A 14,251-nucleotide genomic window follows, 5' to 3' on the forward strand; every position below is an offset into this window, starting at 1 on the left:
ATGCATCAGAGCGCAGGCGGCGACGCGGCACCCTCCCCCGGGGAGAACCTGGAGGAGGTGGCCGCGGAGCGTCGCCGCCTGCTCGCGATCGGCTACCGCATGCTCGGCACCCTCGCCGAGGCGGAGGACGCCGTGCAGGAGACCTATCTGCGCTGGTACCGCCTGGAGGACGCCGAGCGGGAGGCGATCGCGAACCCGCAGGGCTGGCTCACGCGGGTCATGAGCCGCGTGTGCCTGGACGTGCTGGGCTCGGCCCGGTCGCGTCGGGAGAGCTACGTGGGCGAGTGGCTGCCGGAGCCGGTCCCGGAGGATCTCTTCGCCGGCTCCGCGCACCTCGCGGGCGGCTCCCCGGCGGATCCCGCGGAGAAGGCGACCCTGGATGACCAGGTGAGCATGGCGCTGCTGGTCGTGATGGGCGGGATGACCCCGGCGGAGCGGGTCGCCTTCGTGCTGCACGACGTGTTCTCCCTGCCCTTCGCGGAGATCGCGGAGATCGTGGGCCGCAGCCCCGGCGCGGTGCGGCAGCTCGCCTCCTCCGCCCGGGCGCGGGTGCGGGAGCAGGACGCCCTGCCCGGCAGCACCCGCGAGCACGACCGGGTGATGGAGGCGTTCACGGCGGCCTGCGCGGAGGGTGATCTCGCGGGGCTCATGGGCATGCTGGACCCGTCGGTCACGCTGCTGGCCGACGGCGGCGGCGTGGTCACCGCGGCCCGCCGGCCGGTGCTCGGCGCGGATCATGTCGCCCGGTTCCTGGTGGGCGTGCACCGCAAGCATCCGGAGGCGGAGCTGCGCCGGCATCGCACGGGCGACGGCCTCGCCGTGTCGCTGTGGGACGGCGGGCACCTGCACGCGCTCACGACGATCCGCGTGCGGGACGGCATCGTCACCGACGTCTGGATGCAGGTGAACCCCGGCAAGCTCACCACCTGGATCGCGCAGGGCTGACGGGGCCGACGAGCCGACGGCGCACCGCCACGGCCGCGCGCGATCGTGACCTCCGCCCGCGCCCGGACGGAGGTCACGCAGCTCAGAACAGCGTCTCGACGGCCTCGATGACCGTGCCGCCGTCGTCGACGACGGGCACGAGACGCCACTTGTCGAAGGCCGTGCACGGGTGCGAGAGGCCCAGCACCACGACATCGCCGACGGCGACCGGCGCCTCCCCCTCCCAGCGGAGGAAGGTGTGCTGGTCGTTCAGGGCGGTGACCTCGGCCTGCAGCGGCCGCTCCACCCCGCCGGGGGCGTCGACCACCGCGAGCGGCACGGGCAGGCCCTCGTCGAAGGGCAGGTCGCGCTTGCCGGCGTCGAGCAGGGCGAGGCCCGGCTCGGGCCGTGACAGCACCCGGGCGTAACCCCGCATCGCGGGCAGCAGCGCCTCGGTCTCCGCCAGGCCGCGGTCGCGGTCCAGCGGGGAGATGCCGCGGTAGAAGCCGTGGTCGTGGACGAGGTAGGCCCCGGAGCGGAGGATCCCGCGGGTGCCGGGGATGCCGGCGATCGCGGCGGCGACGAGGTCCGGGTAGGCGCTGCCGCCGGCGGTGATCCAGGCGTCCCCCTCGACGAGCGGGGCCACCTGCTGCCCGAGCGCGGCGAGGCGGGTGCAGTACTCCTCGACGGCGGCGAGCGCGGCGGTGCTGCGGTCGTGGCCGAGGGCCCCCTCGTACCCTGCGACGCCGCGCAGGGTGAGGTGCGGGCTGCGCATCACCCGCTCGGCGATCGCGAGGGCCTCGGCCTCGTCGCGGGCGCCGGTGCGGCCGCCCACGGCGCCGAGCTCGGCGAGCACGCCGATCGAGGCGGCTGCGGAGCCCGCTCCCGCGAGCGCCGCGTCCATGAGGTCCACCGCGTCGAGCGAATCCGCCCAGCACACGAGCTCCTGCTCCGGGTGTGCGGCGAGGTGGGCGACGAGACGGCGCAGGCCCCCGGGGTCGAGCGCCATGTTCGCGATCTGCACGGTGGGCACGCCCGCGCGCAAGGCGACCTCCGCCTGCCAGGGGGTGGCGACGGTGATGCCGGTGGCGCCGGCCCCGATCTGCCGGCGCCACAGTGCGGGCGCCATGGTGGTCTTGCCGTGGGGCATCAGCTCGAGCCCGCGCTCGGCGACCCAGCGGGCCATGACCTGCAGGTTGTGCGCGATCGCGGAGTCCTGCAGGGCGAGCAGCGGGGTGGAGAACTCCGCGAGCGGCGCCTGCAGGTCCTCGACCGCGCGGCCGATCAGCGCGGCGGGGAAGGACTTGTCCTGCGGGCTGACGGCGCGCGGGGCATCGGCGGTCATCGGGCGATCACCTCGGCGAGGCGGTCGAGCTCGGCGCGGTCCTCGAGGGCGCTGCCCACGGCGACCACCCGCACGCCCGCGTCCAGGTAGGCCGTCGCGTTGCGGGCGTTCATGCCGCCGGTCGCGACGAAGCGGGCCTCCGGGAAGGGGCCGCGCATCGCCCCGAACCAGCTCTCCCCCAGCAGGGAGGCGGGGAAGGCCTTCAGCCAGCGCAGGCCGGCGACGTAGGCGCGCTGCACCTCGGTCGCGGTGGCGACGCCGGGGAGGGAGGGCATGCCGGCGGCCTCGCTCGCGCGGACCACGTCGAGGTCCAGGCCGGGGCTCACGGTGAAGGCGGCGCCGGCCTGCGCGGCGGCCCCCACGGTCGCGGCGTCGAGCACGGTCCCGGCGCCCACCTCCTTGCCCCGCTCGCGCCCCTCGCGCACGACGGCGGTGAGCGCCTCGAGGTCGGTCGCGCTCTGCAGCGGGATCTCGACGGCGTCGATGCCGAGGTCCCAGGCGGTGCGGGCGAGCTCGAGGCTGCGCTCGACGCCCGTGCCGCGCAGAATCGCCATGAGCGGCTGGCCGTCGAAGGCCGCGTCGAACCAGGCGGCGCTGGTGGAAGCGGTGCTGGCGGGGGCGGCGCTGGTGGTGGGCTGGGGGGCCGCGGTGCTGCTCATGCGGTCGGTGCTCCTTCGGGCTGGGCGGCGACGGGCGCCGGCATGTCATGGGTGCTGGTGAGGGCGAGGGCCGCGCGGGCGTGGCCGCGGGAGAGGCGCTCGGCGGCGGGCGCGCCGTCGAGGAGGCCGTCGATCCAGCCGGCCGCGAAGGCGTCGCCCGCGCCCACGGCCTCGACGACCTCGATCTTGGGAGTGGGCACGGCGGTGCGCTCATCGACAGCGCCCCCGTCGGCCGCTCCCCCGTCGGCCGTGAACTCCACCGCCTCCACCTCGGCGTCCTTGACGACCAGATGGCGCACGCGCGGGAGCAGCGCCCGCACGTCGTCCGCGGTGGTGGTGCGCCAGAGGCCCTGGGCCTCGTCGCGGCCGGTGAGGACGACGTCCGCCTGCTCGGCCGCGGCGAGGATCGTCGCCGCGGCCTCCTCGCGCCCGGACCAGAGCGCGGGCCGGTGGTTCACGTCGAGGCTCACGATCGCCCCGTGCGCGTGGGCGGCGCGGATCGCGGTGTGCACGAGCGCCCGGCAGCTCGCGGAGAGCGCGAGGGTGATGCCGGAGAGGTGCACGATCCGCACCCGCTCCCAGTCGATCCGCTCGAGGTCCGCGGGTCCCAGGCGGGAGGCGGCGGAGCCGCGGCGGTAGTAGGCGACGCCGTGCCCCGGGTCCTTGAGGTACAGGCCCGTCGGCGCCTCGGGGTCGAGCTGCACGCGCGAGACGTCGACCCCGGCGGAGGCGACATGGTCGCGCACGCGCCGGCCCAGCGCGTCCTCGCCGAGGGCGCTGAACCAGGCCGTGCGCCGGCCCGCGGCCGCGAGGTGGCAGGCCACGTTGGACTCCGCGCCGCCGGCGGTGACGTGGAAGTCCTCCGCCGCCTCGAGCCGCTCGGGGCGCTGCGGGGCCACGAGCGCCATCGTCTCGCCGATCGCGAGCAGGTCCACGTCCCGTGCCCCGCCGCCCCCCGGTCCGCTGTCCCGCGCGTGCATCGCTCAGGCCCCGATGCGGGCGACGACGTCGATCTCGACGAGGATGTTCGCGAGCTGCGAGCCGACGGTGGTGCGCACCGGGTACGGCTCCGTGAAGAACTCGCGGTAGGCGTCGTTGAACTCGGCGAAGTCGGCGAGATCGGCGAGGTGCACGGTGGTCTTGAGGACGTCGTCGAGGGTCGCGCCGTGCTCGGCGAGGACGGCCTGGATGTTGCGCAGCACCTGGCGGGTCTGCTCGGCGACGTCGGGGGCGACCGCGTTGTCGTTCGCGCGGTCCTGCGGGCCGAAACCGGCGGTGAACAGCAGGTCCCCACTGACGATGCCCTGGCTGTAGGGGCCGGCGGGCTGGGGGGCGCGGTCGGTGACGACGGCCTGCTTGACGGGCTTCTGGGTGCTCATGGTTCTCCTCGGTGATGGGGTGGTGCGGTCAGGGGGCGGCGGTGGCGCGCACGCCGCCGCCGGGTGTCTCGCCGGTGAGGCGGCCGCCGCGCAGGACGGGCCTCCCTCCGACGACGACGTCGTCGATCCCCTCCGCGAGCTCGAGGGGCGAGTCGTAGCTCGCCGCCTCCCGCACGCGATGGGGGTCGACGAGGATCAGGTCGGCGACGGCCCCGGGGCGGATCCGCCCGCGGTCGCCGAGGTGGAAGCGGTCCGCCGGGGCGGTCGCGAGGTGCTGCACGGCGCTCGGCCAGTCGAGGTGGCCGTGCTCGATGACGTAGGTGGCGAGGTAGGCGGCGAAGGTGCCGCGGGCCCGCGGGTGCGGGTGGGCGCCGATGAAGATGCCGTCGGAGCCGCCCATGTGCGCGGGGTGCGCGATGAGCGCGCCGAGGTCCGCGACGGGCCGCTGGTCCTGCACGGCCATGACGACGTTCGCGTCCAGGCGCGAGAGCAGGAGCACGTCGAGCGCGGCGTCCACCGGATCGGTGCCGCGGCGCTCGGCGATCTGCGCGAGCGTGAGCCCGGGCGCCCAGTCGAGCTCCGGCGCGGCGGTGTGGGCGAGTGTGATCAGCTCCGCCCATCCGGGCCCCAGGCTGGGGTTGCGGGCGACCTGCGGGAACCAGTCGCGGCGCAGCTCCTCGCGGCGGGCCGGGTCCGCGAGCTGCTCGATCGCCACGGCCGGATCGAGGGCGTTCCACTCCGGCGGCAGCATGGTCATGGCGAGCAGCGAGCAGCCGCGCGTGTACGGGTAGGCGTCGAAGCTGCCGCTCACGCCCTGCCCCTCGAGCCAGGTCATGAGCCGTGCGGCCTCCGCGGCCGGGGTGTGGAAGTGGGAGAGGTGCACGGGCACGCCGGCGCTGCGCCCGATCGCCGCCGCCTCCTCGACGCCCACCTGCGCGTTGAGCTCGTAGCCGCCGCGCATGTGGGTCACGTAGGGCAGGCCGGCGGGGGCGAGCGGCGCGCACAGGGCGGCGATCTCGGCGGCATCCGCGAAGATGCCGGGGGCGTAGTCGAGTCCGGTGGAGAGGCCGACGGCGCCGTCCTCGATCCCCTCCGCGACCAGGGCGGTCATGGAGGCGATCTCCTCCGCGGTCGCGGGACGCCGCGCGCCGCCCATGACCTCGTGGCGCACCGTCCCGGCGGGGACGAGGTAGGCGACGCCGAGCGGCACGCGGCCGTCGTAGCTCGCGAGGAGGTCCGCCACGCGCGGCCCGGCATAGGTGGGGTGGGCGCCGTTGATGGGGGCGAAGTAGCGGCTCGCGAAGGTGCCGTCCCCGGGGGCGTAGGAGACGCCGTCCTGCCCGCCGATCACGGTGGTCACGCCCTGGCGCAGGAGGGCGAGCTGGACCTGCTCGTCGAAGACGACGCCCTCGGCGTGGGAGTGGGCGTCGACGAAGCCCGGCAGCACGAGCCGGCCGCTCGCGTCGATCACCTCGACGCCGGGCGGGACGTCGCCGACAGCGACAGTCGCGTCGGCGCCGTCGGACATGACAGCCTCGTCGGACGCGTCCGCCAGGACGGCGGTCACGCGGTCGCCCTCGACGAGGACGTCCGCCCGCAGCGGGGGCCGGCCGTCACCGGTGAGGACGTGGCCGCCGCGCAGGAGCAGCCCGGTCATGCGGCCACCTCCTCGTGGAGCCTCGGGGCGTCCACCGTATCGGCCCGGAAGGAGGCGCAGGCGGTCGCGATCGCGCCGATCAGGCAGACCGCGGCGACGTAGACGATGACGGGCCAGATCTGCCCGCTCGCCCAGCCCACGAGGGCGGTCGCGATGAGCGGGGCGAGGCCGCCGCCCAGGGTGTTGGAGAGCTGGTAGCCGATGTTGACGCCGGTGGTGCGCTGCTCGACGTCGAACATCTCGGTGAGCATCGTGGAGAGCGTGGCCTGCATGGCGACGCCCGGGATCACGAAGCCCACGATCATGCCCAGCCAGATCAGGCCCGGCTGCTCGGTGCCGTAGAGCAGGAAGGCGGGCCACACGAGCAGCGCGAAGCCGAGGCAGCCGGCGATGTAGACGCGGCGCCGGCCCACCCGGTCGGAGAGGGCGCCGTAGGCGGGGGCGACGACGATCTGCAGCAGGCCCACGAGCATCGTGCCGATGAAGCCGACCTGTGCGGGGATGCCGCCGGAGACCATGTAGGCGAGGCCGTAGGTGAGCACGACGTAGCCGGCGATCGACTGCGGCAGGCCGATGAGGATGCCGAGGATCGTGTTGCGCGGGTGGCGGCACACCTCGAGCAGCGGGGAGCGGCGGGGACCGGCGGCGCGGCGGGCCCGTTCCTGGGACTCCTGGAACTCGGCGGATTCGTGGAGCTGGCGGCGCAGCAGGATCGCGACGATCGAGAGGACCAGCGAGAACACGAAGGGGAGGCGCCAGCCCCAGGTCATGAAGAAGGACTCGGGCCCGGCGCCGAGGCCGGCCATCATCCCGGCGGAGAGCACGTTGGCGATGCCGGCGCCGCTGATGAGGAAGGCGCCGAAGAGGCCGCGGCGGCCCGCGGGGGCGTGCTCGACGACCATCGTCGCGGCGCCGCCCATCTCGCCGCCCACGAAGAGGCCCTGGAGCATGCGCATGCTGACCAGGAGGATCGGGGCGAGGATGCCGATGGAGGCGTCGGAAGGGATGAGCCCGATCGCGGCGGTGGACAGGCCCATGCCGATCACGGTGACGAGCAGGGTGACCTTGCGGCCCATGCGGTCGCCGATCGCGCCGAACACGATCCCGCCGAGCGGGCGGAAGAGGAAGCCGACGGCGAAGCTGCCGAAGGAGGCGAGCTGGGCGACGAGCGGGGAGTCGCCGGAGAAGAAGACGTGGGGGAAGACGGCCGCGGCGGCGAGGCCGTAGAGGTAGTAGTCGAAGTACTCCATCAGCGTGCCGATCGCGCCGCCGGCGATCGTGCGCCGCTGGGCGCGGCTCGGGGGCGCGGCGGTCACGGGATGTCCTGCGTCTGGGGTGCGGTCATGGGTGTGGCTCCTTCTGCGCGGGCGGGCGGGGCGTCGGTGCCCCGGGGCGCAGATGCTGGACGACGGGTCTGGCGCGGGCGTCCCGGCACCGATGCCGAGGAACGCTACGGGGGACCATACAGAAATTCTCGTTAGTTGACCAACGTTATGTATCCGAGATGCGATCATGGATCCACCGCCGATCCCGGAGAGTGACTGCCCGTGACCCCCTCACCGACCTCGCGCTCCGCCGCGACCCCGCCCTCCCCTGCTCCGTCGCAGGTCCCGGCGCCGGAGCCGGAACCTGAATCGATGACCCGCTTCGCCGACATCGCCGAGGTGCACCGCACCCTCGCGCCCGTCATGGAGGCGATCGCCGCCGCCGCCGGCCCGCACTGCGAGGTGGTCCTCCACGACCTCTCCTCCCGCGACCTCGAGCACTCCGTCTACGCGATCGTCAACGGCCACGTGAGCGGCCGCAGCGTGGGCGGGCCGTCCACGAACCTCGGCGCCGAGGTGCTGCGCGACGAGACGAAGGACCACAACGCCTACGGCTACCGGGGCCTCACGACGGACGGCCGCGAGCTCGTCAGCTCCTCCGTCTACTACCGCGACCACGACGGCCACATCATCGCGGCGCTGTGCATCAACCGGGACCTCTCCCCCGTCCAGACCGCGATCGCCGCCCTCACCGGCCTCGCCCCGCAGGAGCAGCCCGGCACCGCCGACGAGGCCCCGCACGAGATCGTCTCCCCGGACGTCTCGAGCGTGCTCGAGGACATGATCAGCGAGGCGATCACGGCCGTCGGCAAGCCCGCCGCCGCCATGTCCAAGGCGGACCGCATCGAGGTGCTGCGCCTCCTCGAGGACCGCGGCGCCTTCCACATCAAGCGCGCCGCCGAGAAGGTCTCCGCCCGCCTCGGCGTCTCCCGCGTGACGACCTACGGCTACCTCGACGAGGTGCGCCGCACCGCCCCGGGCGCCCGATGAGCGCCGCCGCACCCGGCGCCCTCGACGGGCTCGACGTCACGGGCCTCGCCGGCCAGGTCAACCAGCGCCTCAAGGGCTGGGAGGCCGTGCGCTGGGTGGACGGCACGCCGCAGGTCACCGACGTGCTGCGCGCCGAGGTGGACGCCTTCGGCGGGATCGGCGCCCTCTACGGCGTGCTCCGCGCGGATCCGTGGTCCGCCGTGCGCTGGGGCACGGGGGTGCCGCCCGAGCGCAGCGCCGAGGCCTACGCCGCCGTCCAGGAGCACGTCATGGGCCACGGCGACGGCCTGCCCGTGCTGTTCGTCGAGGAGGCGCCGCACGGGCTCATGGCGCTCGGCGGGAGCATGCTCCCCGTGAACCTCGCCCAGGGCGCCGCGATGGATCCGCAGCTCACCCGTGAGCTCGGCGCCGCCGTCGCCGCCGAGGCCCGCGAGCGCGGCACCCACCTGCTGCTGATCTCCGGCCTCGATGTGCTGCGGGACCCCCGCTGGGGCCGCGCCGAGGAGTGCTACAGCGAGGACCCGGCGATCGCCGCGCTGCTCGTCGAGGCCGCGATCGGGGGTCTGCAGGGTGCGGGCGCCGGCGAGCGCATCGACGCCGCGCACGTGGCCGTGGTCGCCAAGCACCTCGCCGGCCAGGGCGCGGGGATCGGCGGCCGCAACGGCTCGGGGGCCCCGATCGGCCCGCGCGAGCTCGGCGAGATCCACCTGCGACCGGCCTTCGCCGCCGCGCGCGCCGGGGTCGCCGGGTTCATGTCGGCGTACAACGACGTGGATGGCGTGCCCTGCACCGGCAACCGCGACCTCCTCACGGGCACCCTCCGCGAGGACTGGGGATGGGAGGGGATCGTCATGTCCGACGGCGGGGCGATCGACCGCCTCGTCCCGGCCGCGGGCGGCGGGTCCGACGGGGGTGCGGCCGACGGCAGGCGGTCCGACGGCGGCAGCGGGCTCGAGCGGGCCGCGGCCCTCGCCCTCCACGCCGGCGTGGACCTCAGCCTCTGGGACCAGGCGTACACGCACGTCGGGACCGCGATCGAGGCGGGACTCGTCGAGGAGGCCACCCTGCGCCGCGCGGCCGGTCGGGTGCTCGCACTCAAGGAGCGGCTCAGGCTGCTCGGACCGGAGAACACGGGGCCGGACGACGAGCGCCGCTCCCCCGCGACCTGGCCGTCGGCCCGCTCACGGGAGACGGTCGCGCTCTCCGCGCGCGCCGCCCGCGAGGCCGTCGTCGTGCTCGAGGGCGGCGACCTGCTGCCCCTCACCGCCCGGCGGGTCGCGGTCGTCGGCCCCAACGCCGATGATCTCCACGCCCTGCTCGGCGACTACACCCCGCCCCCGTTCCCCGAGGATCCGGAGGCCCTCACGGTGCGCGCCGCCCTCGCCGCCCGCCTCGGCGAGGAGGCGGTGCTGCATGCGCGCGGCAGCCGCCTCCGCTCCCCCGCCGACCCCGGCGATCTCGCGGCGGTGACCCGCGCCGCGGAGGAGGCGGAGGTGACGATCGCGGTGCTGGGCGGCACGAGCCGCCGCTCCTACGAGGACGAGTTCGCGGCCAACGGCGCCGTCGAGGGCCCCGCCGCGGACACGACGAACGGCGAGGGCGTCGACCTCGCCGACGTCGCCCTGCCCGCGGCGCAGATCGACGTGGTCCGCGCGGCCCGGGAGGCCGGCGGGCCCGTGGTCGCCGTGGTCGTCGACGGCCGCCCGCGCGCCCTCGACGAGCTCGCGGGCCTCGTCGACGCCCTGCTCCTGGTCCCCTTCCCCGGTCCCGCGGGCGGCCGGGCCATCGCGGAGGCGCTGCTCGACGGCGGCACCCACGGGCTGCTGCCGGCGACGCTGCCCGCGGCGAGCGGCACGACGCCCGTCTCCCACGACCAGCGGCTCGAGACGGCCCGCGGCTACGTCGATCAGCGCGCCGTGCGCGGCCCGCTGCTCGGCGCGGGCCTGCCCTCCGGGCTGCGCTGCCGCATGCTCGGCGGGGACCGGCGGATCACCGCCGGCGACCTCGACGCCGGGGCCACGCTCGAGGTGCGCGTGCGGATCGAGAGCGAGCGAGCCGGGACGGTCTCCGTGCCCGTGCTCCTGTACGGCCGGCGCCACGAGCCGGGGATCCTGCCGCGCACCCGCACCGTCCTCGCGGCGGCGCGGGCGGAGGTGCCGCGCGGGGTGAGCGAGCAGGTCATCACGCTCGGGCTCGACGCCCTGGGCTCCTGGGCGATCGGAGCGCCCCGGGCCGTGCCGGCCGAGGTCGAGCTGTGGACGCAGCCCGTGCTCGAGCCTCCCGCCGATGCCGTGCGGGTGCGCATCACGGGCTGAGCCGGCTCTACAGTGACGCCATGTCCCCTGACACCGATGCGTCGGCCGCACCGGAGACCCCGGCCCCGACCGACGTCGCACCCGGCTCCCCCGTGGCGGACACCCCGCCCATCGACGCCGTCATCCCGCACCGCCCCACCGAGGACGTGCTCGGCGTGCTCACCGGCACCTTCCTCGCCTCGCTGGGCCTGTACCTGCTGCAGAGCGCCGGCGCCGTCACCGGCGGCACCGCAGGCCTCGCCCTGCTGCTCACCCATGCGCTGAGCACCCCGTTCGCGGTGCTCTTCGCCCTGGTGAATCTGCCGTTCTTCGCGCTCGCCCTGTGGAAGAAGGGAGTGGCATTCACGGTGAGGACCGCGATCTGCGTGGGCCTCATCTCCGTGTTCAGCCTGATCCACCCGCGCTTCCTGCCGCTCGAGCAGGTGCCCCTGCTGTACGCCGTGATCGGCGGGAACCTGCTGGTGGGCGTGGGGCTGCTGATCATCTTCCGGCACGGCGCGAGCCTCGGCGGCTTCAACATCCTCGCCCTGATCCTCCAGGAGCGGGCCGGCCTGCGCGCCGGCTACGTGCAGATGGCCCTCGACGTCGCCGTGATCCTGCTGTCCCTGCTCGTGCTCGACGTGCCGCGCGTGCTGCTCTCGGCGCTGGGCGGGGTGGTGCTCAACGTGGTGCTCGCGCTGAACCACCGGCCCGGGCGGTACCGGGCCTGAGCCGTTCAGGCGGTGGGTGCCGGCGCGCTGCCGTAGGTGGACTCGTCGAGACCGGACTGGGTGGGGTCGTGGTCGACCTCGCCCACCTCGAACATCGTCGTCATCCAGTGGTAGAAGTTGTCGCCGCGGTCCCGGAGCTTCCGGTACAGGCGGGCGGTGAGCTCGCGGCGCACCTCGGCCATCTCGGGGAGCGTGTACAGGTTCAGCAGCTCGTCGGGGTCCGTGTTGAGGTCGTAGAGCTCGTTGACGGACTCGGGGTTCACCACGAGCTTGTAGCGGTCGGTGCGCAGCATCCGCTGGGGGTAGGGGAAGTGGTGGCCGTGGAACTCGCACACGATGTCCTCGTCCCACTCCGGCTGCTCGCCCCGGGCGAGCGGGACCAGGCTGCGGGAGTCGACGGCGGGCTCGGGGTCCAGGCCGGCGAGCTCGAGGATCGTCGCGGTGCAGTCCAGGAGGCTCACGAACTCCTGGCGCACCTGCCCGGGCACGCCGCCGGGCACGCGGAGCAGGCCCGCGGTGCGGTAGATGTCCTCGTACATCGCGGGGCCCTTGTCGTGCAGGCGGTGGGAGCCGGTGAACTCGCCGTGGTCGCTGCTGAAGACGACCGCGGTGTCGTCGACGAGGCCCAGGCGCTGGAGCGCCTCCATGACCCGGCCGATCTCGTGGTCGATCATCGCGACGTAGCCCCAGTAGATCGCGATGAGCTTGCGGGTCGTCTCGAGCGGCATCGTGTCGAAGGTCCAGTGGGCGCTGTAGTTCGCCTGCACGGGGGGCTTCGCGGCGAAGGTCTCCGCGATCGAGCGCGGGAGCTCCACCTGCGAGGGGTCGACGAGGTCGAAGTACTCGTCCGGCAGCACGTAGGGCAGGTGCGGCCCGAAGAAGTTCAGCTGGAGGAAGAAGGGGGTGCCGCCGGTGCGGAGGTCCTCCGCGTAGGTCTCGAGCATCTCGATCGTGCGGGTCGCGAGGTAGTGCTCGAAGGTCGCCTCGAGCGGCTGGTGCAGCCGCGCGGCGAGCAGGTTGCCGGGGCCGCCGTTGGGGAGGGTGCCGCGGATCCGGTCGCTGATCGCGTAGGGCGGGAGGCCCCGCTCGGCGAGGTATTCGAGGTAGTCGGGCGCGTCGACGGGGTTGTGCCAGGCGGAGCCGGGCAGGCCGGGCCCGTCGAAGCCGGCCTCGCGGGCCTCGGTCTGGGAGCCGGCGTGCCACTTGCCCACGAGCCCCGTGTTGTAGCCGCACCCGCGGAGCGCGTCGACGAAGGTGAAGGTGCCCTCGTCGAGGTCCTCGAGATAGCCGACGTTGCGCTCCTTGTTGGCGAGCACGCGGTGGCGGAACGGGGCCTGGCCCGTGAGCAGGCTGACCCGGGCGGGGGTGCAGATCGCGGTGGGCGTGTACCAGCGGTCGAAGCGGGTGCCGGTGCGGGCGAGGTCGTCGAGCGCGGGGGTGAGGGAGCAGGGGTTGCCGTAGGCGCCGAGCGTGTCCGCCCGATGCTGGTCCGTCATGAGGAACAGGATGTTGCTGCGCTGCGGGGTGGTCATGCGGGGCTCCTTCGGAGTCGGGGTGAGGCGAGCACGGGACGCCCGCCCGGGTAGCCGGCGAGCAGGGAGGTGCGGTGGACGAGGGCGATGATGGCGCCGGTCGCGCCGCCGGAGTCGCCCCGCTGGGAGGCGCGCACGCGGGGGCGGGCGCCGTCGATGGTGCGGACCTCGTCCGTGAGGGTCGAGGCGATGTGGCGGAGGATCGCGGGGGCGAGCTGCGGGAGCGTCCCGCCCACGACGACCTCCGCGGGGTTCAGCGCGAGTACGGTCGCGGCGAGGACGTGGCCGGCGGCGGTGCCGGCCTCGCGCAGGACCTCCTCGAGGATCGGGTCCTCGTGGGCGGCGGCCTCGCCGAGGGCGGCGGCGCGCTCGCGGTCGGTGTCGCCGGGCAGGTCGAGCCCGCGCTCGCGGCAGGTCTCGATCACGGCGGGGAGGGAGGCGACGGTCTCGAGGCAGCCGGGCCGGCCGCAGCGGCACAGGTGCCCGCCCTCGCGGACGCCCACGTGGCCGAGCTCCCCGGCGAGGCCGCGGGCGCCGTGCACGAGCCGGCCGCCGACGACCACTCCCCCGCCCACCCCGGCGGCGAGCCGCAGGTAGACGAGGTCCTCGTGGACCTGCTCCTCGGCCCCGTCGCCGTCCGCGGCGCGCCCGGCGGGGACGGCCTCGGCGAGCGCGGCGAGGCGCGTGTTGGTGTCGAGCAGCGGCAGCAGGCCGAGGCGCTCCTGCACCGCGTGCTCGACGGCGAGCCGGGCACGGGAGGAGGCCTCGCGGGCGGCGGTGTGGTCACCGCTCCAGGCCGGGGAGTCGGGGCCGGGGAGGCCCACGCCCACGCCCTGCAGCGCGCCGAGGTGGGTGCCGCCGGCCTCGAGCTCGTCGACGAGGCCCAGGGCCGCCTCGATGCGCTCCGGCCAGGGGGCGTCGGCGCCGAGGTCGCTGCGCAGCGTCGCGATCACCGCGTAGCCGGCGTCGACGACCTCGAGGTGGATCGCGGCGTGCGTGAAGTCGAGGCCGAGGTACTGCCCGGAGCGGGGGTCCAGGGCGATGAGCTCCGCCGGGCGGCCGGAGCCGCGGCGGTGCTCGGCGTCCGTGGAGACCACGGTGATCGCGCCGCGGCGCAGGAGGTCGCCGACGATCTCGGAGAGGGTGGTGCGGGAGAGGCCCACGAGCGCGCCGAGCTCCGCGCGGCGCAGGGCGCCGCGGTCCCGGAGCGCGGCGAGCACCTGCTCCTCGTGCCGCCAGCGCATGAGCGGCGGACCTCCGTCGGTGGTGGACATGACCCCAGGCTAGGAAGGCCCTTTTATTCCGACAACCCTCCGGCAGAAAGATCCGCGAGGGCGCTCCCGAACCGCCGTCGGCCGTCGTCACCGGCTTTCTGTCGACGTCTTGACGGAAAAAATCGGCCCTCTTAGCGTCCA

12 protein-coding genes are annotated in these 14,251 nt (G+C 74.9%); 4 read left to right on the top strand and 8 right to left on the bottom strand.

The genetic code is table 11. The features are described 5' to 3' along the window. A complete protein-coding gene (gene sigJ, locus NLU66_RS00200; RefSeq protein ID WP_259360948.1) occupies positions 1-945 on the top strand; it encodes an RNA polymerase sigma factor SigJ in 945 nt (314 codons plus the stop codon). Positions 946-1,027: 82 nt separating this feature from the next. On the opposite strand, the gene NLU66_RS00205 is transcribed toward sigJ, so the two are convergent. The 6 genes from NLU66_RS00205 to NLU66_RS00230 are packed head-to-tail and all read right to left on the bottom strand — an operon-like array spanning position 1,028 to position 7,280. Next, complete coding sequence (locus tag NLU66_RS00205) at positions 1,028-2,269, bottom strand: alanine racemase (protein ID WP_259360949.1); 1,242 nt, start codon at positions 2,267-2,269, stop codon at positions 1,028-1,030. Beyond that, on the bottom strand, positions 2,266-2,928 hold the full coding sequence (locus NLU66_RS00210) for a bifunctional 4-hydroxy-2-oxoglutarate aldolase/2-dehydro-3-deoxy-phosphogluconate aldolase (protein ID WP_259360950.1): 663 nt from the start codon (positions 2,926-2,928) through the stop codon (positions 2,266-2,268). The genes NLU66_RS00205 and NLU66_RS00210 overlap by 4 nt, the downstream gene beginning before the upstream one ends. Then, positions 2,925-3,863 (bottom strand): sugar kinase, encoded by a 939-nt coding sequence (locus tag NLU66_RS00215; protein WP_259360951.1) that lies wholly within the window; start codon positions 3,861-3,863, stop codon positions 2,925-2,927. Before NLU66_RS00215 ends, NLU66_RS00210 begins: the two co-directional genes overlap by 4 nt. 48 nt (positions 3,864-3,911) lie before the next feature. Beyond that, positions 3,912-4,307 (bottom strand): RidA family protein, encoded by a 396-nt coding sequence (locus NLU66_RS00220; RefSeq protein WP_259360952.1) that lies wholly within the window; start codon positions 4,305-4,307, stop codon positions 3,912-3,914. A 28-nt stretch (positions 4,308-4,335) separates the two neighbouring features. After that, positions 4,336-5,964, bottom strand: a complete 1,629-nt coding sequence (locus NLU66_RS00225; protein WP_259360953.1) for an N-acyl-D-amino-acid deacylase family protein — start codon at positions 5,962-5,964, stop codon at positions 4,336-4,338. Beyond that, entirely contained in the window at positions 5,961-7,280 is a 1,320-nt protein-coding gene (locus tag NLU66_RS00230; RefSeq protein ID WP_259360954.1) for an MFS transporter, read from the bottom strand. The genes NLU66_RS00225 and NLU66_RS00230 overlap by 4 nt, the downstream gene beginning before the upstream one ends. 321 nt (positions 7,281-7,601) lie before the next feature. Between NLU66_RS00230 and NLU66_RS00235 the strand changes: the two genes are divergently transcribed. The 3 genes from NLU66_RS00235 to NLU66_RS00245 are packed head-to-tail and all read left to right on the top strand — an operon-like array spanning position 7,602 to position 11,304. Beyond that, entirely contained in the window at positions 7,602-8,279 is a 678-nt protein-coding gene (locus NLU66_RS00235) for a helix-turn-helix transcriptional regulator (RefSeq protein ID WP_259360955.1), read from the top strand. Then, on the top strand, positions 8,276-10,594 hold the full coding sequence (locus NLU66_RS00240) for a glycoside hydrolase family 3 protein (protein ID WP_259360956.1): 2,319 nt from the start codon (positions 8,276-8,278) through the stop codon (positions 10,592-10,594). Before NLU66_RS00235 ends, NLU66_RS00240 begins: the two co-directional genes overlap by 4 nt. 20 nt (positions 10,595-10,614) lie before the next feature. Next, the gene (locus NLU66_RS00245) at positions 10,615-11,304 is read left to right on the top strand and encodes a YitT family protein (RefSeq protein WP_259360957.1); all 690 of its coding nucleotides are present in this window, start codon (positions 10,615-10,617) and stop codon (positions 11,302-11,304) included. A gap of 5 nt (positions 11,305-11,309) precedes the next feature. On the opposite strand, the gene NLU66_RS00250 is transcribed toward NLU66_RS00245, so the two are convergent. Both NLU66_RS00250 and NLU66_RS00255 read right to left on the bottom strand, forming a co-directional pair. Continuing rightward, entirely contained in the window at positions 11,310-12,836 is a 1,527-nt protein-coding gene (locus tag NLU66_RS00250; protein ID WP_259360958.1) for a sulfatase-like hydrolase/transferase, read from the bottom strand. Beyond that, on the bottom strand, positions 12,833-14,110 hold the full coding sequence (locus NLU66_RS00255; protein WP_259360959.1) for an ROK family transcriptional regulator: 1,278 nt from the start codon (positions 14,108-14,110) through the stop codon (positions 12,833-12,835). The genes NLU66_RS00250 and NLU66_RS00255 overlap by 4 nt, the downstream gene beginning before the upstream one ends. Positions 14,111-14,251 lie beyond the last annotated feature (141 nt).

This window comes from Brachybacterium sp. NBEC-018 (genome assembly GCF_024860185.1).
Classification (GTDB): domain Bacteria; phylum Actinomycetota; class Actinomycetes; order Actinomycetales; family Dermabacteraceae; genus Brachybacterium; species Brachybacterium rhamnosum.